We start from the raw sequence: 16283 nt of genomic DNA, 5'->3' as shown, positions 1-16283 counted from the left end.
CCGCTCACGTGACATGCGTGCGCACGGCTCGGGCCGCCGCGCTCCAGACTGCCACCATTTCGCCCCGCGTGTCATGTCAAACCTCCTCACCGGGCCACGCTTCGCCGCGGAGCCAGCGCTCGACCATCACCACCCCGCGGTCCCCGGCCTCGACCGCCCGGAGCTGCGCCTGGATCCGCCCCAATCCCGCCGCGTACGTCCCGGCCAGCGCCCGATCGAGCGCCGCCTCGATCCGCCCCGTTTCAAGAAATTCCGCCGGCGTCAGCGCCTCGCCGAGCCCGTGGTGCCGCACCCGCGCCGCGTTGCCCTGCGCGTCGTACGGGTTGAATTGCGGCACCAGCACCAGGGGCACCGCGTGCCACAGGCACTCCTTGATCGTCCCCATCCCGCCGACCGAGATCATCGCCGAAGCCGCGCGCAACACCGCGTGTTGTGGCGCCCACGCCACCACCTTCGTATTGCTCGGCGCCGCCGCGGCCAGGCCGTCCGCCGAGTGGGCGTCCCCCGCGATCACGAACGACAGCTCCGGCCGCCGCCGCGCCAATGTCGATACCTGCGCCAGCAATTCATGGTGTTGCGGCCGCCACAGCCCCTGCGATCCGAGCGCGCAGTACACCAGCGGCCGCCGCAGCAGGAACGCCGCCAGCTCCGGCGCCGGCGGCGATTCCATCACCGTCACGCTGGCGACATCGTCGTGACAGCGCGCCGGCAACTCGCGCGGGAACTCGAACGCGCGCGGACACAATATCAATTGCGGCAGGCGGGGAAAGTCCGGCGCGATCGCCCCCTCCCACGAAAACTCCGCGCGCGGGAATGCATACACCCGGAGCAGCTCCTCCACGTAGCGCGGATACCACGAATCGGCAGCCCGCCGGCGTTCCTCGGCCAGCCGCGCCCACTCGGCCTCCGCGACCCGGCGGGCCGCCGCGTCCGTCCCCCAGCGGGCCCCGCTCGACAGCGGCGGCACCCCCGGCTCGCGGCCCTGGAAGCACGACGGCGACAATGATGCCACCGCGATCTCCAGCTTGCGCGCCACGATCGGGATCGACACATCGTACGCGTCGCCGAGGATCAGGTCCGGCGCCGCCGCGCGGTAGACCTCGTCGAGACCGCCGGCCAGCAGCCAGCGCACCCGCGCGTCGCGGCGCTGCTCCGCGTCGGCCTCGCGCGCTGCCTGCTCCATGCGCGACCACGCCGCCTCCGCCTCTGCCGGAAAGACGTCCTCGAGGTACGGCCGCAGCGTCAGCCCGTGCGCCTCGCAGAACTCGCGCCACCACGGCGTCAGCAGGTGCTCGACCCGATGACCGGCCGCCGTCAACGCCCGCGCCAGCTTCAGCGTCGGCAGCACATGCCCGTGTTCACGCAGCGTGTGGATCAGGATCCGAGCCATCGCCAGCCCCCTCGTGTTTCGGCGACATCCAGCGCCACAGCGGCAATGCGAGCACCGCGGCGAGCGCCGCACAGCCTGCCGCGGTCCAGTAGAGCGCCGCGTAACCGGCCCGCGTCGCCACCGCCCCGAGGCCGAGCTCGGCCGCGAATCCGGCCGCCGCCAGGGCCGCGCTCAGGGCCGCGCTCACCATCCCGCGGCCGCGCACGCGATCGTAAAACGTCGAGTACAGCGCCGGCCACAACAGCAGGTGCCCCAGCCCCGTGGCGATCCCCAGCGCGATCATCCCCAGCTGCGTGCGGACCTCCGCCAGCCCCGCGCCCACGCCCACCAGCACCAGCGCGCTGGCCACCACCACCGGCCCGCGGCCCAGGCGATCGACGAGGTGCCCCGCCGCCGCGCGGCCGAGGGCGATCACCGCGAAGTACGCGGTGAACAGCGGCGTCACGCTGCCGAGCGCGCGGTGGGTCGCCAGCGCGGTGATGAACGACTCCTGCGCCACGAAGTGGATCGACAGCAGCGTGAACACCAGCATCAGCGCCAGCACGCGCGGCCGCGCGAAGTCCCGCAGGAACTCGCGGTACGGCGGCGCGTGCTCCTCGCTCACGGGCGTCGGCGTCGCCGCGATCGTCCGCACCAGGACGTGCAGCGCCGCCAGGCCGGCCAGCGCCAGACACATCGTCGAGAAGCCCCAGCGTCCCAGCAGCCCCTCCGCCAGCGCCGAGCCGATCACGTTGCGCGCCAGGCTGACGAACGCGAAGTAATACGCCAACACCTGCGGCCGCCGCTCGGCCTGCACCGACGCCACCACCGTCGCCACCACCCCGACGTCGAGGTGCGCCGTGCCGAGGCTCATCAGCGCCACGCTGGCCGCCAGACCGGCCACGCTGTCCGCCGCCAGGCCCGCGCACGCCAGCCCGAGCGCCTGCACCAGCGCCCCGCCGATCAGCATCGCTCGCAGGCGGTGCTGCGCCAGCCAGCCCGCCAGCGGCAGCGCCAGGACCCCGCCGAGGGTCGACGCCGCCATCACCTCGCCTATCGTCGCCGGCGAGTGGCCCGCGGCCTCGAGGTGCCCCGGCACGAAGCGCAGCGCCATCGAGGCCACGGGGCCCAGCGCGGCCGCGGCGAAGAAGCCGACGAAGCGTGGGTCATGCCACGGCAGCGCCGACGTCCTGGCCACATTCGCGATTCGACCGCTCCCACCCCGCTCGGGCCCTCTCGGGCCAATCTCGCACGACCCCGGCGCCGACGCGAGCCGGGGCGAGAACGCCCGCGCCGGCGCCGGGACGCCGGCGAGCACCACCATCGCGGGGTCGGGCGCCCGCGGAGTCTCCGGACGCGCAGGCGAATCTGCGGAGGCGCCGCCCTGTCATGATTGACCCGCCTCGCCGCCGACGATCGTCGCGCCCGTCCACGTGTAGAGCTCGGTCGTCGGCGGCCCGAGCGGCGCCTTGCTCGGATCGGAGCCCGACAGGGCGAGCACCGTCGATTTGAACCACACCTCGAATTCGCCCGAGCTGGCGGCGTACGCCTCGACGTCGGCGCAATCGTCGATCCGCGTGACCACCAGCACCCACGGCCCGAACGGCGTGTCTTGAATGTGCCAGGTGTCCAGCAGCACCCCGTAGCGCCGGTACGCCGCCTCGGCCTCGGCGCGCCGGGTCCCCCGCAGGGCCGCCACGAATGCCATCAGTTCGCCGACCGGTCGGCGCAACGGGAATGCACGTACCGCGTAGGACATGCTCGCGAACGTAGCACCGGCCCCATTGCCCGCGAGCGCAAGGGCCGCCCGCAGCGATCCACGTCGCACCCCGCGGGTCGTCGGCGCGCCCCGGCTGTGCGTCGCGTCGCCGCGGCCTCGCGTCCGCGCCCGTCCGCGACGTCCGCGCGCCGCTGCCCCGAGCTTGTGCCGCGGCCGCGCGCCGGGCATCGTGGCCGCCCATGGCTTCCCGCGCGCTCGCCCTCGCCTCGCCCCTCCTCCTCCTCGCCCTCCTGCCCGCCTGCAACGGCGAGGAGAAGACCACCGCCGACGTCACCGCGACGATGGCCACCACCGACGCGACGACCACCGCGCCCGCCACCACCGACGGCGAGAGCGAGACCTCGACCGCCACCACCACCACGGGCACGCCGACCTCGACCACCACCGCGGCCGAGACCACCACCACCGCGGCGCCGACCAGCGAGGGCACCACCGTCGACACGACCGCCGACACGACCGACGGCACCACCACCGCCTCCACCACCACCGGCGTCATGCCTGGCCCGTGCGAGGGCGACGCGCCGCGGATCCGGATCTCCACCACCCTCGGCGACATGGTCGTCCAGCTCGACGCGGTCAACGCCCCGATCACCACCGCCAACTTCGTGCATTACGTCGAGACCGGCTTCTACGACGGCACCATCTTCCACCGCGTGATCGACGGCTTCGTCATCCAGGGCGGCGGCCTCTTGCCCGACCTGTCGAGCAAGCCGACCGACCCGCCGATCCCGCTCGAGGTCAGCCCCGCGCTCACCCACGTCGACGGCGCGATCTCGATGGCCCGCACCAACGACCCGAACAGCGCCACCTCGCAGTTCTACATCTGCGACGGCCCGCAGGACTTCCTCGACGGCCAGTACGCCGCCTTCGGCGTGCTTGTCGAGGGCTTCGACGTCCTCGCCGCCATCTCCGCCGTCCCGACCGGCAGCGAGAACGGCTACGACGACGTCCCGATCACCGACGTCATCGTCAACTCGGCCACCTGCGAGTGACCCATTTCTTCCGCTGCGCGAAGGGACATGCCCGAACGGGCATGTCCCTTCAATCATGTCGCGCAGATCGTCGCTGAGAAAGGCCCTGGACCGCCCCCGCGGCCAGCGCTGCGCCCGCCGGATCTCGGCCCTGCATCGCGCCATGAACCGCGACGGCCGGGTCCGCTCGCCGCGTTGATGCAACTTTTAGCTGACAGGCGAGGGCGGCCGACTACCCTCAAAAGTCCAAGGCCTCTTCTGCCGGAGGTCCTCGTGTCACCCGCCCGGAGCACGCCGTCCGGAGCCTCGCCACGCCCCGAAGGAATCAGCCGTCATGCAAATCCGGTCCCCTCGTCCCAGCGTCCGCGGATTCTCGAGCGGCGCCCTCCTCGCCACCCTCGCCGTCTTCTTCGCCCTCTACGGCACCATCGTCAACATCGCCGAGGCGAGCCGCGCGCTGGCAGCCAGCAAGGAGTCGCTGGCGAAGAGCACGCGCATGCCGGTCGCGGCCCTCGAGGCGCGGCGAGCCTTCTCCGTGCACCGCCGGGCCCCCGCCCCGCACGACGACGCCTCCGTGAGGGCCGACCTGCGAGCCGCAGCCCTCGCGTCGTCGGCCCCTGCCACCGGCCTGGCCGACACGGCGCGCAGCGCCGGCGTGCACCTCGGCGCGGCGCGCTGATCGGCGGCCTCGCCGCCGGCGCCATGACCTGTCTTCCAGGACATGTCGCCCGCGGACGAGCACCGGCCGCGCGCTGCTAGCCCGGCGGCTCGAAGGTCTGGCAGGCGGTGTCGATCACGCTGACCGCCGCGTCGAAGAACGGCGCGTAGTCGGGCGAGCAGATCGAGCCCCAGTTGCCGTAGGTGAACGACTCGGCGAACTCGCGCAGGCGCGGCGAGGCCTCGGCCTGCCCGGTGCACACGGGGTTCGGCTGGTCGGGGTCGCCGATGAGGCCGAGGACCACGATGTTCTTCTCGAGCCCGTACTTGGCGGCCACCAGCGACGCGTTCCAGCCGACCGGGTTGCCGTTCGACTCCTCGTCGTCCTCCTCGTCGGTGATGAAGGTGACGACCAGCAGCGCGTCCTTGCGCAAGAACCCGTCGTTGCACGCGCCGCCGTTGGTGAGCTGCCCCGTCGCCGCGACCATCGCCTCCATCGGCCGCTCGCTGCCGTCGCCGTTGGTGCCGACCTTGGCCAGACACTCGAAGGTGCTGGCCAGGTTCGGCTGGCCGTTGATCATGTAGCGATTGCCGCCGACGATCCCGCACTCGCTGTCGCTCGGGTCCTTGGTGAGGCCGACCCCCAGCGTCGCGTCGCAGCCCTCCGGCTGCGGCAGGTTGTTGCACGGATACCCCTCGCACTCGGGGAAGAACGTGCACAGGACCAGGCACTCCTGCAAGAACGCGTTGCCCGCGTCGGTGTCGATCACCATGATGTGATAGTCCTCCGCCATCACGGTGTTCTGGATCGACGAGATGAAGCCGTCGAAGCTGACCGCCAGCGCCTCCTGCTCCTCGGCCATCGAGCCCGAGTTGTCGACCACGAACAGGAAGTCGATCTTCTGACAGCCCTTCTCCTCGCCGGTCTCATTGGTCGGATCGATCGGCCCGGTGTCCTCGCCGACGTCGAACTTGGGGCCGTCCATGCCGCCGCTGCCGGTGGGGTTCGCCGTCGACGCCTCGCCGCTCTCGCTCCCGCCCGCGGTCTCGCTCCCGCCCTGCTCGGTCGTCGACTCGCCCCCGGTCCCCGGGTTCGACGACGCCGTGATCTGCGGGAGCGTCCCGATCGACGATACCGAGGTCTGCTGCGTATCCCGGCTCTCGTCGGTGTCGCCGCACGCGGGCAGCAACGCGGTGCAGATGCAAGCAGTAAAGAAGTGGCGCATGGTCCCCCGCACCATATCCACGAGTCACGTCCGCTGTCGAGCCCGCTCCGCACCGCAGGCCTTGCCGGCAAAGACCGCCCAGGCCCGCTCCGCGGCGCTTCGCAACCATGCCCCAGCCAAGCTCACAACGCCGCGCCACACCGCCGATGCGAGCGATTTCGCACGACCTGCCGGCCGCCGCCGCCGCCTCGGCGCATGACGAGGCCGTCACGTTTCGATCGACCGCGATTCACCCGCTCGCCGACACCCCCCATTCCCAATCCCACGACCCGCACTCACGACAATGGCCCGCCGCCGGCCTCCGCGCCCGCGAACACCCCCGCCATCTTCGCGACGTCGAGGCGATCGACCAGCCGGCACAGGGCGCGGTGGATCACGAACGCGCTCGGCAACAGCTGCGGCCGCCGCCACAGCGGACGGGCCAGCGCCGCGAACGAGGGCGGCCGGCGGCGCTCGAGCAGCGCGTCGTAGAAGGCGTGGCACAGCTGAAACCCGAGGCTCGCCGACCGCAGGTTCGCCAGCGAGTAGCGCTCCAGCGCCGCGTCGTCGCCGGCTCGCAGCACCGCCCCGATCGCCTCGCCCGCGAGCCGCCCCGAGTGCAGCGCGATCGGGATGCCGGCGAAGATGATCGGCGTATTGAGCCCCGCGGCGTCGCCGACGAGGAGCAGCCGGCCGTCGCGCAGCCGCGAGAGGTGGCGATAGGGGATCCGCGCGCCATGCACGGCGTCGACCGGCGTGTCACCGACGAGCGCCCGATAGCGCGGGCGCGTCAGCAGCTGCTCGAGCACGGCCCGCGGCCGGTCGAGCCCGAGCCCGGCGACGCCGATCACGAGCAGCCCGGGGTCCTTGGGGAACACGTAGGCGTAGCCGGTGCCCAGGATGTCGGGCTCGACGAAGAAATCGAGCGAGGTGACGCCGTGCGGCGCGCGATACCAGTGCTCGACGGCGATCGCACACATCGACTCGGGCAGCTGCTCGGGGAACAGCTTGCGCCGCACCATCGACATGCAACCATCGGCGCCGACCAGGTAGGTCGACCGCGCCGAACCGTTCGAGGTGCGCACGGTGAAGCCGCCCTCGTCGCGCGCGACGTCGAGGAGCGTCGTGTCGAACATCCCCTCGGCCCCGGCCGCCCGCGCCGCCGCGGCCAGGTGCTCGTCGAAGCGGTCGCGGTACACGGTGCGGTAGCGCAGCGGGATCGTCAGCCGCCGCTGCGCCGCATCGAACACCCGCACCTGCGGCGCCGAGAAGCCGAGCTCGGTCGGGACCCCGTACGGTTCGAACAGCACCTCGGGGATCCCGCCGCCGCACGGCTTGTGCCAGCCGGGGCTCTTCTTGTCGATGAGCAGCACCGAGGCCCCGCGGGCCGCCAGCTCGCGCGCGCAGGTGGTGCCGCTGGGGCCCGCGCCGACGATGATCGCGTCATAACGGTCGCGCATCACGACGCCTCCGCGACCTCGCCCGACGCGGGCACGTGCAGCACCCGCGCGGACGTCGACGCCACGACCACGGTCGACGGCGTCCACGCGATCACCACCGGCGCCTGCGCCGACAGCTGCGCCCCGTCCTGCTCGATCAGCACGTCGCCACGGAGCACGATCGAGAACGCCGCGTCGGTCCCTCGCAGCCGCGCCCCCGGCTCGAGCTCGGCCAGGCGACCGCTGCGGGCCCAGGTGATCCGCGCCTCGCGGCCGAGCTGGCGATGTCGGCCGCTCGCGCGCAGATGATCGTCGAACAGCCGCGCCGCCGCCATCTCGCCCAGCGCGTCGCCCAGCGGCCCGCGACGCATCACCGCGCGCACGGCCTCGCCGGGGATCTTCACCAGGGTGGTGGGAATCACCGCGCGCACCGACGCCTTGCGGCGACCGCCGGTGAGCGCCGCGATCTCGCCGAACAGCGCGCCCGCGCCGAGCTGGTCGAGCATCTCTTCGCCCGCCACCACCGCCACCGCCCCGCGAGCGACCACGTACACCTCGTCGCCCGCGTCGCCCGCGTGAAACAGGGTCTGCCCGGCGGGCAGCGCCACGATCGTCGCCCGCTCGGCCAGACGTCGCAAATCACCGTCCGCCAATCCCGCCAGCAGCGGCGCCGCCTCCAGCTGGCGACGCACCGCCCGCGGCCGCAACAGGCGCTCGACGAGCGGCAGCCGCTGCGCCGCCGCCAGCGTCCCCTCCACCAGCCGCGCCGCGCGCTCGCGGACGATCCGCGAGGCGATGCCGCGCAGCATCGACGCGGTGATCGGGAACATCGTCACGATCCCGTCGCCCTGGCTGTACGCCGGGTTCATGGCGACGAAGAAGCGCGCCGCCGGCTTGTCGCAGCGGCGCCAGTAGTCGCGCTCCGCGTCGCTCTCGCGGGTCGGCATCGAGCCGGCGCGGAGGAGCGGCCGCGACGGATCGATCGGCCGCATCTTGAACTCGTCGGCCAGCTCGACGATGAAGCCCAGCATGTCGGGCGGCACCGGCTCGTCCGGGCGCGGCCAGAACACGTCGACGTAGCGCGCCACCTGCAAGTAGCTCGACGGATGCACCATCGGCCCCATCCCGTACATCGGCTTCCCCGGGTGCCGCAGCCGCTGCTTCAGCAGCACGCCGAGCGCCCAGCGGATGTTGGCGTTGCGCCCGCGATAGGCGCGGAGCATGCCGACCGACGAGCGGACCACGATCGTCGGCACGCCGCGGAAGTGACGCTCGAAGAAGTGGATGGCGAAGTAGCCGACGATCCGGCCCTCGGCGTTACGGTGCAGGAGGATCGTCGTGAACTCGGACTTCGGCGCGACCATCCCCTCGACGATGAACTCGCGGGTCGCCCCGGCGAAGATCTCGGCATAAACCGCGAGCAATCCGTCGGCGAGCGCGTCGCGCTCGGCCGCCGACATCGTCGCCGGCACCACCTCCTCGCTGCGGACGATCCGCTCCCGCGGCCCCTCGACGCGCGCGTTCACTGGCCCCGTCCCTTCGTCTTCAGCAGCTCGCGGTACACCTTGGCGCTGAGTGGCGCGAACATCTCGAGCACCCCGATCTCCTCGATCGTCAGCTCCGGGTGGTACGCCTTGATCAGCAGCACCGCGCGCGCTCGTCCGGTCCGGTTCCAGGCCTCGTGGTCGAAGGTGTCGTCGAAGATCACCATGTCGCCGCCGGCCCACCCGCGCGTCTCCGTGTCGACGCGGATCGCCGCGTCGCCCGGCGGCACGTCGAGCGGCAGGTGCAGCGTCAGCTTGCAGTTGCTGCCCCCGAAGTGCGGCGGGATGTGCGTCCCGGGCTCGAGCACCGAGAGGAACAGCTCGAAGCGATCGAGCTGGTCCGGGCCGAAGCGCTCCGTGATCGCCCGGATCGTCGGCACGCGCGCCATCAGCTCGTGATCGGGCTGATAGTCTTTGAAGAAGAACAGGTTCTTCCAGCCGCGGATCTGCTCCGGCTCGACCGACAGGTGGTCGTACGGCACGCCCATCCGCGACGTGTCGAGCGCCGCGATCTCGGCCGCGATCGCCTCGCGTCCCGCCTCGAACGCAGCGATCATCTCGGAGAGGCGCCCGCACTGCTCGCGGGTCCAGAACGGCCGCGCCGTCAGGCCCGGCGTGTAGACCCACGTCGGCCGCTGGCGCTCGTCGGCGAACCTCGGCGATTCGAAGCTGGAGAGGGTGCTGGCGGCGATGCGGGCCACCGCCGCGGCGCCGTACCGCTCCGCAGCGGCGGCCGCGACCGCGGCGATGCCTCGATCGACCTCGGGAATTCCTGTCTTCATACGAATGCTCGCAGGGTGTCGCGCCGGATGCCCGGCGCCTCGAGCGAGACACTACATCAAGCGTGCCAACCACGAATCGACCCTGTTCTGCTGCCATCGCCCTCTCGGCGCCGCACTCGGCAAGATCCGCCGGCACTTCCCGCCGGCCGCTCCCGCCGACTTACTCCGTCCCGGGCCGTGACACCCTGGTGCCCCGCTTCTGCGCCGGCGGCTCGTGAAGCGCGCGGCAGAGCGGTCATCGCCGCCGTCGCGGCGACGCAGGCCCGACGTGGACGTGAAGCGGCCCGCAGACGCCCGCAGTGACGCGTTCTCCGCCGCGCCGGCGCTCGCTCCGGGAACTCTTCCGCCTTTCCGGCCGCCCGCACCTCTTCACGTCCCGCTCGGCCGCGTCCGCATTCGCGGTTAGGCTCCCGCTCGCTATGCCCTCGTCCGACGATCCCGCCGCCTCCGCCGTCACGCGCTGCGTCCGTGTGCGCGGCGCCCGCGAGCACAACCTCAAGAACGTCGACGTCGACGTCCCGCGCGACGCCTTCGTCGTCTTCTCCGGCGTCTCGGGCTCGGGCAAGTCCTCGCTCGCGTTCGGCACCCTCTACGCCGAGGCCCAGCGGCGCTACTTCGAATCGGTCGCGCCTTACGCCCGCCGCCTCATCGATCAGGTCGGCATCCCCGACGTCGACAGCATCGACGGCCTGCCGCCCGCCGTTGCCCTGCAGCAGCAACGCGGCGCCCCCAGCGTGCGCTCCTCGGTCGGCAGCGTCACCACCATCTCGAGCCAGGTGCGCCTTTTGTACTCGCGCGCCGGCAGCTATCCGCCCAAGCAGCCGATGCTCTACGCCGAGGACTTCTCGCCCAACACCACCCAGGGCGCCTGTCCCCACTGCCACGGCCTCGGCAACGTCTACGACGTCACCGAGGAGGCCATGGTGCCCGACGACAGCAAGTCGATCCGCGAGCGCGCGATCGCCTCGTGGCCGCCGGCCTGGCACGGCCAGAACCTGCGCGACATCCTCGTGACCCTCGGCTACGACGTCGAGCGTCCCTGGCGCGAGCTGCCGAAGAAGGACCGCGACTGGATCCTCTACACCGAGGAGTCCCCGACCGTCCCGGTCTACGCCGGCTTCACGCCCGCCGAGACGAAAGCCGCCCTGCGCAAGAAGACGGAGCCCAGCTACATGGGCACCTTCACCGGCGCCCGCCGCTACGTCCTCCACACCTTCGCCACCACCCAGAGCGCGCTGATGAAGAAGCGCGTCGCCCGGTTCATGACCGGCACCGTCTGCCCCGTGTGTCACGGCAAGCGCCTCAAGCCCGAGGCGCTGGCCGTCACCTTCGCCGGGCTCGACATCGGCGAGCTGTCTCAGCTGTCTCTCGATCGCCTCGCCGAGGTCCTGACCCCGGCCGCCGAGGGCCGCTTCGACGAGGCCATCGCCGGCAACAAGGCCACGCTGAGCCGGGCCGCCGCGCGCCGCGACACCGCCCGCCGCGTCGCCGCCGGCGGCTCGGCCCACGCCGGCGCGCCCGACGTGCGCCGCACCCCCGACCTCTCGCCGGAGAAGCGGATCGCGGCCCAGCGGATCGCCCACGACCTGCTCGGCCGGCTCGCCACCTTGCAGGAGCTCGGCCTCGGCTACCTGTCCCTCGATCGCAGCACCCCGACGCTGTCCTCCGGCGAGCTGCAGCGATTGCGCCTCGCGACCCAGCTCCACTCCAACCTGTTCGGCGTCGTCTACGTGCTCGACGAGCCGACCGCCGGCCTGCACCCGGCCGACAACGAGGCGCTGCTGCGAGCCCTCGACCAATTGCGCCGCGCCGGCAATTCGCTGTTCGTCGTCGAGCACGACCTCGACACCATGCGCCGCGCCGACTGGCTGATCGACGTCGGCCCCGGCGCCGGCCAGCACGGCGGCGAGGTGCTCTACAGCGGCCCGCCCGCGGGCCTTCAGCGCGTGACCGCCTCGCAGACCGCCCGCTACCTGTTCGCGCCGGCGAATGTGGAGACCCGCACCCCGCGAGCCCCGAGCGGCTGGCTCGAGCTGCGCGGCGTCACTCGCAACAACCTGCGCGGCCTCGACGTCCGCTTCCCGCTCGGCACCCTGACCGCGGTCACCGGCGTGTCCGGCTCGGGCAAATCGAGCCTCGTCAGTCAGGCGCTGGTCGAGCTGGTCGGCGAGCGCCTCGGCCAGGCCGCCAGCGCCGAGGACGAAGAGGACGACGTCACCGCCGGCCCGCGCGTCGCGACCACCACGAGCGGGCGGATCCACAGCGGCATCGAACACCTGCGGCGGCTCGTGCGGGTCGATCAGCGGCCGATCGGCCGCACCCCGCGCTCCAACCTCGCCACGTACACCGGCCTGTTCGACGCCGTGCGCAAGCTGTTCGCCGCCACCCCGACGGCTCGCTCGCGCCGCTACGACGCCGGTCGCTTCTCCTTCAACGTCGCCGGCGGCCGCTGCGACACCTGCGAGGGCGAGGGCTTCGTCAGCGTCGAGCTGCTGTTCATGCCGAGCGTGTACGCCCCGTGCCCGACCTGCCAGGGCGCGCGCTACAACGAGAAGACCCTGCAGGTCACCTGGGGCGGCAAGAACATCGCCGAGGTCCTGCGCATGACCGTCGACGAGGCGCGCGAGTTCTTCGCCGACGAGCCGTCGGTGCATCGCCCGCTCGCCCTGCTTCACGACATCGGCCTCGGCTACCTCCGCCTCGGCCAGCCCGCGACCGAGCTGTCGGGCGGCGAGGCCCAGCGGATCAAGCTGGCCACCGAGCTCCAGCGGGCGCAGCGCGGCGACACCCTCTACGTCCTCGACGAGCCGAGCACCGGCCTGCACCCCGCCGACGTCGACAAGCTGATGGCGCGCCTGCAGGGCCTGGTCGACGCCGGCAACACCGTCGTGCTCGTCGAGCACGACCTGCGGATCGTCGCCGCCAGCGACTGGGTCATCGACATCGGCCCCGGCGCCGGCGAGGCCGGCGGCCGCGTCGTCGCCAGCGGCCCGCCGCGGACCGTCTGCGACGCCGAGGCCAGCCGCACCGCCCCCTATCTGCGGCGTCAATTCGCTGACGACGCCTGAGCCTCGCGCTGGACCTCTCGCGGCGCTCGCACGCCAGTGAGGTCGAGCGCGGTGCGCCGGACCCCATCGCCGAGCCGCAGGGCCGAAGTCTGATTCGTCATCGACGGCGCCTGTTTGCGGCCGCGGCTGCCTGCGCCTCGCCCGTGACGGCCCCACGCCGCGGCATCGACCGCGAATCCGCCGAGCGCCCGGCGGCCTCGACCTCGAATGCGCGCAGTGCGGGCGCGCGCCAGGCCTCGCGCCATCGGTCGACCCCCGGTGCGCCTCACCGCAATGCGCGCTCGTGGAGGCCGATCATCCGCGGTATGGTCCGCCGATGATTCGCCGAACCATTACTCTTGCGATCGCGCTGGCGGCCGCCTGCGGCCCCGGAAAGTCCGACGACACCGAGACGGGCGAGCCCACCACCGCCGCCACCACCGAGACCGACCCGCCGGCCACCGGCACCACCACGAGCACCGGCGACCCGCCCACCGGCACCACCGATACGACCACCACCGGCACCACCAGCTCGAGCACGACCGCGGAGCCGACCACGACGATCGGCACCACCGGCGACTCCGAGGATTTCGACCAGCTCGGCGCCTGCGCCGTGCCGATGGTGTGCGAGCAGTTCCTCCACGACGACGGCGAGATTCAGGGGCACCAAGAGGGCCCCGAGGGCTTCCTCGACGTCGAGCGCTGCATCCTCACCGGCCTGCGCGACGGCACCCCCGGCTTCTACGTCTACGGGGTGAACTCGGTCTTCGCCAACGGCGACGAGCGGGAGGTCAACCACATCGTCGTCCACGCCGATCGCACCGTCACCTTCGCCTCGCACTTCAAGGGCAGCTTCTTCGACGCCGACACCGACAGCAGCACCGAGGTGTTCGAGCCGGCCCAGACCTGCACGCTCGTCGACGCCGCGTTCTTCGACAATTGCTTCGAGAACCACGACGACTGGACCCACTACTCCGAATGCATGAAGATCGAGAAGTGGTGGACCGACTGCGTCGCCATGGGCCCGCGCTGCGAATAGCGGCCCCGGCCGCGCGATTACTCTTCGAGGTGGATCCCGAACCCGCGCCCCGATTCTCGCGCGTCCTTCGCCGCCGCGCCCGGGCCAGCCCGGCGACGCGCTCCAGCCCGCTCGCCGCCGCCCCGGCCGCGCCCGACGCCCACGCCGCAGCGCACGCATCACCCTACCGCCATGCTCAGCGAACGCGAGAAGATGCTGGCCGGCGAGCTCTACCTGGCCGCCGACCCGGAGCTGGTGGGCCTGCGTCGGGCGGCGCGACGCCTGACGCGCCGCTTCAACGAGACCACCGAGGACGAGGTCGAGACGCGCCTCGAGATCTTGCGGACCCTGCTCGGCCGCTGCGGCTCGCGCCTCGAGATCGAGCCGCCGTTCCGCTGCGATTACGGCGCCAACATCGAGGTCGGCGACGGTTTTTACATGAACTTCGACGGCGTGATCCTCGACTGCGCGCCGGTCACCATCGGAGAAAACGTGCTGTGCGGCCCGGGTGTCCACATTTACGCCGCGACCCACCCGCTCGACCCCGAGATCCGGATCACCGGCCTCGAGACAGCCAAGCCGGTGCGGATCGGCGACCGCGTGTGGCTCGGCGGCGGCGTGATCGTCTGCCCCGGTGTCACCATCGGCGACGACACCACGATCGCCGCCGGCAGCGTCGTCACCCGCGACGTCCCGGCCGGCGTGCTCGCCGGTGGCAACCCGTGTCGCGTCATTCGCCCCCTCGCGCCGCGCTGAGGCGACGCGCGGCCGGGCCGATCATCGGAAGATGTCGAAGTTGCCGAGGACCATCCACAAGAGGATGAAGATCAGGACGGTGCCAATGACACCACCGCCGAGCTTCCAGGCCCCAACACCCGCGACTGCACCTCGTAGAAGTTTGCTCATCGTGATCCTGACTTGGTCGGTTTTTGCTCGCGCGCCAGTGCGTGAAGGGCGCTTTGCGAATGCAGCGTGGGCGGCGGACCTGGGCCCACGGTGGCACGGGCCGAACGTGGTCACGCGAGGCGCGGGAACCTGAACTGCTCCGCGAGCCCCGGGGCCCCGACGCGCCGGTGGCGTTGACCCCGCGCACCGGCGGTGGATCGTCCACGGGCGAGCGCTGGCGCTCCCGTCGCGATTTTTCGTCGCCGGCAATTTCCTCCGGGTGGGCGGTTACTCCACCTGCGCCGGCGGACGCGACCTGCGACCGGCGCGCTCCTGCTTCACCGAGAGACTCGAACCATGCTCCGCTCCGCTCGAACCTCGTGCCTCGCTGGTTCCCTCGCCCTCGCAGCCGCGGCCGGCGCGGCGCTGCCCGGCGCGGTCGCCTGTAACGCGTGCGACCTCTACTACCAGCCGGTCGTATGGGCCGCGCAGGTGAGCCCGGTGGAGGCCGACCTGTTCGCGGTCGCGGCGGCGCAGGGCGTCGTCGTGGCGGTGGGCGCAGGCGGGGCGATCGCGCGGCAGGCCGGCGAAGCGGCCTGGACGGCGCCGGCGAGCGCGACCGACACGTCGCTGCGCGGGGTCGCGTTCACCGGGGACGAGACCGTGGTGGCGGTGGGGGACGGCGGCGTCGTGGTGCGCTCGACCGACGCCGGGGAGACCTGGGCGGTGATCGACGCCGGCGTCACGAACGACCTGGTGGGGGTCACCTGCAGCGAGGAGGGCACGTGCGTGGCCGTCGGCGACGGCGTGCTGCGCCTCAGCACCGACGCCGGCGCGAGCTGGGGCTGCCGGCCGAGGTGCCGGCCGAGCTCGGCGACCTGCGGGCCGTCGCCTTCGATCCGTCCGTGGCCAACGCGTTTATCGCCGTCGGCCTGGACGGCGCGGTGGTGCTCAGCGAGGACGGCCAGACCTGGACGGCCATGCCCGGAGCGAGCGCCGACTTCCAGGCGCTCGCCTCGTACGCCGGCCGCTGGGTGCTCGCCGGCGCCGACGGGGCCGTGTCTTTGATCATCGACGGCGAGTTCTTCGACGAGAGCCAGTTTGATACGACGACGATCACCGGCATCGCCCGCGAAGGTGAATGGCTGGTGCGCGAGGACGGGGTCGTGATCAGCGGCTCCCCGTTCTGGTACGACGAGACCGCCGTGCGCGTCGAGGAGGAGCTGCCGCCGCTGCGCGCGGTCACCCCGATGGGCGACGAGGCGATCGTGGTCGGCGACGGCGGGCTCATCGGTCGCGCGCGGATCTCCGACGAGCTCGAGTGCGACCGGCGCTACGCCGCGAGGTAGGCCGCGCGCGGAGCACTGCCCGCAGCGGAGGTCGGTACAAAGACGCGACGAGTCGTGCGAGGCCGGAGGGTTCACTTCGTCCTCGTTTTCACGCGGCGCTGCCCGCCGCTCGACGTGCACGAGTTCAATGTCTGTACCCGGCGCTCCGCCGCCCGGGTTCGCAGTCGCGGACAAGATGCTCCGCTCGTCGTCGGCCAGGTCTTGCTGCGGGCCCGAGCACCTTCGTTCGGAGAGGTT

The 16283-nt window shown here is 72.2% G+C and carries 15 protein-coding genes; 6 read left to right on the top strand and 9 right to left on the bottom strand.

Translation table 11 applies throughout. The features are described 5' to 3' along the window. Positions 1 to 76: 76 nt before the first annotated feature. The 3 genes from OV079_RS01170 to OV079_RS01160 all read right to left on the bottom strand — a co-directional run bounded on the left by OV079_RS01170 (position 77) and on the right by OV079_RS01160 (position 3077). Positions 77 to 1390: a glycosyltransferase gene (locus OV079_RS01170; protein WP_267765736.1), complete on the bottom strand. Its 1314-nt coding sequence runs from the start codon at positions 1388 to 1390 to the stop codon at positions 77 to 79. After that, complete coding sequence (locus OV079_RS01165; protein WP_267765735.1) at positions 1359 to 2567, bottom strand: MFS transporter; 1209 nt, start codon at positions 2565 to 2567, stop codon at positions 1359 to 1361. The genes OV079_RS01170 and OV079_RS01165 overlap by 32 nt, the downstream gene beginning before the upstream one ends. Positions 2568 to 2756: 189 nt before the next feature. Then, complete coding sequence (locus tag OV079_RS01160; RefSeq protein WP_267765734.1) at positions 2757 to 3077, bottom strand: hypothetical protein; 321 nt, start codon at positions 3075 to 3077, stop codon at positions 2757 to 2759. 251 nt (positions 3078 to 3328) lie between these two features. Between OV079_RS01160 and OV079_RS01155 the strand changes: the two genes are divergently transcribed. Beyond that, positions 3329 to 4141 carry a peptidylprolyl isomerase gene (locus OV079_RS01155; protein ID WP_267765733.1) on the top strand — a complete coding sequence of 271 codons (813 nt, stop codon included), beginning with the start codon at positions 3329 to 3331 and terminating at the stop codon, positions 4139 to 4141. A gap of 313 nt (positions 4142 to 4454) precedes the next feature. After that, the gene (locus OV079_RS01150) at positions 4455 to 4799 is read left to right on the top strand and encodes a hypothetical protein (RefSeq protein WP_267765732.1); all 345 of its coding nucleotides are present in this window, start codon (positions 4455 to 4457) and stop codon (positions 4797 to 4799) included. Positions 4800 to 4875: 76 nt separating this feature from the next. On the opposite strand, the gene OV079_RS01145 is transcribed toward OV079_RS01150, so the two are convergent. The 4 genes from OV079_RS01145 to OV079_RS01130 form a co-directional block, all read right to left on the bottom strand. Next, positions 4876 to 6003, bottom strand: coding sequence for a hypothetical protein (locus OV079_RS01145; protein ID WP_267765731.1), 1128 nt, complete (start codon positions 6001 to 6003; stop codon positions 4876 to 4878). Between the two features lie 275 nt (positions 6004 to 6278). Then, on the bottom strand, positions 6279 to 7442 hold the full coding sequence (locus tag OV079_RS01140) for an FAD-dependent oxidoreductase (protein WP_267765730.1): 1164 nt from the start codon (positions 7440 to 7442) through the stop codon (positions 6279 to 6281). Next, a complete protein-coding gene (locus tag OV079_RS55460) occupies positions 7442 to 8947 on the bottom strand; it encodes a cyclic nucleotide-binding domain-containing protein (protein WP_267765728.1) in 1506 nt (501 codons plus the stop codon). Before OV079_RS55460 ends, OV079_RS01140 begins: the two co-directional genes overlap by 1 nt. Continuing rightward, positions 8944 to 9747 carry an aspartyl/asparaginyl beta-hydroxylase domain-containing protein gene (locus OV079_RS01130; protein ID WP_267765727.1) on the bottom strand — a complete coding sequence of 268 codons (804 nt, stop codon included), beginning with the start codon at positions 9745 to 9747 and terminating at the stop codon, positions 8944 to 8946. Before OV079_RS01130 ends, OV079_RS55460 begins: the two co-directional genes overlap by 4 nt. Positions 9748 to 10166: 419 nt before the next feature. Between OV079_RS01130 and uvrA the strand changes: the two genes are divergently transcribed. The 3 genes from uvrA to OV079_RS01115 all read left to right on the top strand — a co-directional run bounded on the left by uvrA (position 10167) and on the right by OV079_RS01115 (position 14568). Then, positions 10167 to 12815, top strand: coding sequence for an excinuclease ABC subunit UvrA (gene uvrA, locus OV079_RS01125; protein WP_267765726.1), 2649 nt, complete (start codon positions 10167 to 10169; stop codon positions 12813 to 12815). A 316-nt stretch (positions 12816 to 13131) separates the two neighbouring features. Further along, entirely contained in the window at positions 13132 to 13833 is a 702-nt protein-coding gene (locus OV079_RS01120) for a hypothetical protein (RefSeq protein WP_267765725.1), read from the top strand. A gap of 171 nt (positions 13834 to 14004) precedes the next feature. Then, a complete protein-coding gene (locus OV079_RS01115) occupies positions 14005 to 14568 on the top strand; it encodes a sugar O-acetyltransferase (protein WP_267765724.1) in 564 nt (187 codons plus the stop codon). Between the two features lie 21 nt (positions 14569 to 14589). On the opposite strand, the gene OV079_RS01110 is transcribed toward OV079_RS01115, so the two are convergent. Together OV079_RS01110 and OV079_RS01105 are read right to left on the bottom strand one after the other, a co-directional pair. Continuing rightward, on the bottom strand, positions 14590 to 14718 hold the full coding sequence (locus tag OV079_RS01110) for a hypothetical protein (protein ID WP_267765723.1): 129 nt from the start codon (positions 14716 to 14718) through the stop codon (positions 14590 to 14592). 443 nt (positions 14719 to 15161) lie between these two features. Then, entirely contained in the window at positions 15162 to 15482 is a 321-nt protein-coding gene (locus OV079_RS01105) for a hypothetical protein (protein ID WP_267765722.1), read from the bottom strand. On the opposite strand from OV079_RS01105, the gene OV079_RS01100 reads away from it, so the two are divergent. Continuing rightward, positions 15483 to 16046 (top strand): hypothetical protein, encoded by a 564-nt coding sequence (locus OV079_RS01100; RefSeq protein WP_267765721.1) that lies wholly within the window; start codon positions 15483 to 15485, stop codon positions 16044 to 16046. Positions 16047 to 16283 lie beyond the last annotated feature (237 nt).

Source organism: Nannocystis pusilla (assembly GCF_026626665.1).
Lineage (GTDB): Bacteria > Myxococcota_A > Polyangia > Nannocystales > Nannocystaceae > Nannocystis > Nannocystis pusilla.
This window is presented reverse-complemented; position numbering and strand designations above follow the sequence as displayed.

Excerpts from the sequence above, each read along its gene's own strand:
- OV079_RS01170 (WP_267765736.1), bottom strand. The coding sequence starts at position 1,390 with ATGGCTCGGATCCTGATCCACACGCTGCGTGAACACGGGCATGTGCTG.
- OV079_RS01160 (WP_267765734.1), bottom strand. The coding sequence starts at position 3,077 with ATGGCATTCGTGGCGGCCCTGCGGGGGACCCGGCGCGCCGAGGCCGAG.
- OV079_RS01155 (WP_267765733.1), top strand. The coding sequence starts at position 3,329 with ATGGCTTCCCGCGCGCTCGCCCTCGCCTCGCCCCTCCTCCTCCTCGCC.
- OV079_RS01150 (WP_267765732.1), top strand. The coding sequence starts at position 4,455 with ATGCAAATCCGGTCCCCTCGTCCCAGCGTCCGCGGATTCTCGAGCGGC.
- OV079_RS01145 (WP_267765731.1), bottom strand. The coding sequence starts at position 6,003 with ATGCGCCACTTCTTTACTGCTTGCATCTGCACCGCGTTGCTGCCCGCG.
- OV079_RS01140 (WP_267765730.1), bottom strand. The coding sequence starts at position 7,442 with ATGCGCGACCGTTATGACGCGATCATCGTCGGCGCGGGCCCCAGCGGC.
- OV079_RS01130 (WP_267765727.1), bottom strand. The coding sequence starts at position 9,747 with ATGAAGACAGGAATTCCCGAGGTCGATCGAGGCATCGCCGCGGTCGCG.
- uvrA (WP_267765726.1), top strand. The coding sequence starts at position 10,167 with ATGCCCTCGTCCGACGATCCCGCCGCCTCCGCCGTCACGCGCTGCGTC.
- OV079_RS01120 (WP_267765725.1), top strand. The coding sequence starts at position 13,132 with ATGATTCGCCGAACCATTACTCTTGCGATCGCGCTGGCGGCCGCCTGC.
- OV079_RS01115 (WP_267765724.1), top strand. The coding sequence starts at position 14,005 with ATGCTCAGCGAACGCGAGAAGATGCTGGCCGGCGAGCTCTACCTGGCC.
- OV079_RS01110 (WP_267765723.1), bottom strand. The coding sequence starts at position 14,718 with ATGAGCAAACTTCTACGAGGTGCAGTCGCGGGTGTTGGGGCCTGGAAG.